Raw genomic sequence first — 750 nt, forward strand, 5'->3', positions numbered from 1 at the left:
TTTTTTCACCCAGTCCCTTGCCGACCGTGACCCTGAGCTGTTTGGCTCGATCACATCCGAGCTTGGCCGCCAGCGCGACGAGATCGAGCTGATCGCGTCCGAGAACATCGTCTCTGCCGCCGTGATGGAGGCGCAGGGCTCGGTGATGACCAACAAATACGCCGAAGGCTATCCCGGGCGCCGCTACTATGGCGGTTGCCAGTTCGTCGACATCGCCGAGAACCTGGCCATCGACCGCGCCAAGCAGCTGTTCGGCTGCGAATTCGCCAACGTGCAGCCGAACTCGGGCAGCCAGGCCAACCAGGGCGTGTTCCAGGCGCTGATTCAGCCCGGCGACACCATTCTGGGCATGAGCCTGGATGCCGGCGGTCACCTGACCCACGGCGCCGCGCCCAACCAGTCGGGCAAGTGGTTCAAGGCCGTGCAATACGGCGTGCGTCAGCAGGACAACATGCTGGATTACGATCAGGTCGAGGCGCTGGCGAAGGAACACCAGCCCAAGCTGATCATCGCAGGCGGCTCGGCCATCCCGCGCCAGATCGACTTTGCCCGGATGCGTCAGATCGCGGACATGGTTGGCGCCTATCTGCATGTCGACATGGCGCATTTCGCCGGTCTGGTTGCGGCCGGAGAGCACCCCTCGCCCTTCCCGCACGCGCATGTGGCGACCACCACCACGCACAAGACCCTGCGCGGCCCGCGCGGCGGCATGATCCTGACCAATGACGAGGCGATCGCCAAGAAAGTGAA

Annotated in this window: 1 protein-coding gene; it reads left to right on the forward strand. The window is 64.3% G+C overall.

The features are described from left to right. On the forward strand, nt 1–750 hold a 750-nt coding region (glyA, locus tag ACR1XY_RS24685), incomplete at both ends, for a serine hydroxymethyltransferase (protein WP_480597484.1).

It is taken from the genome of Ruegeria sp. AD11(2025) (assembly GCF_056542405.1).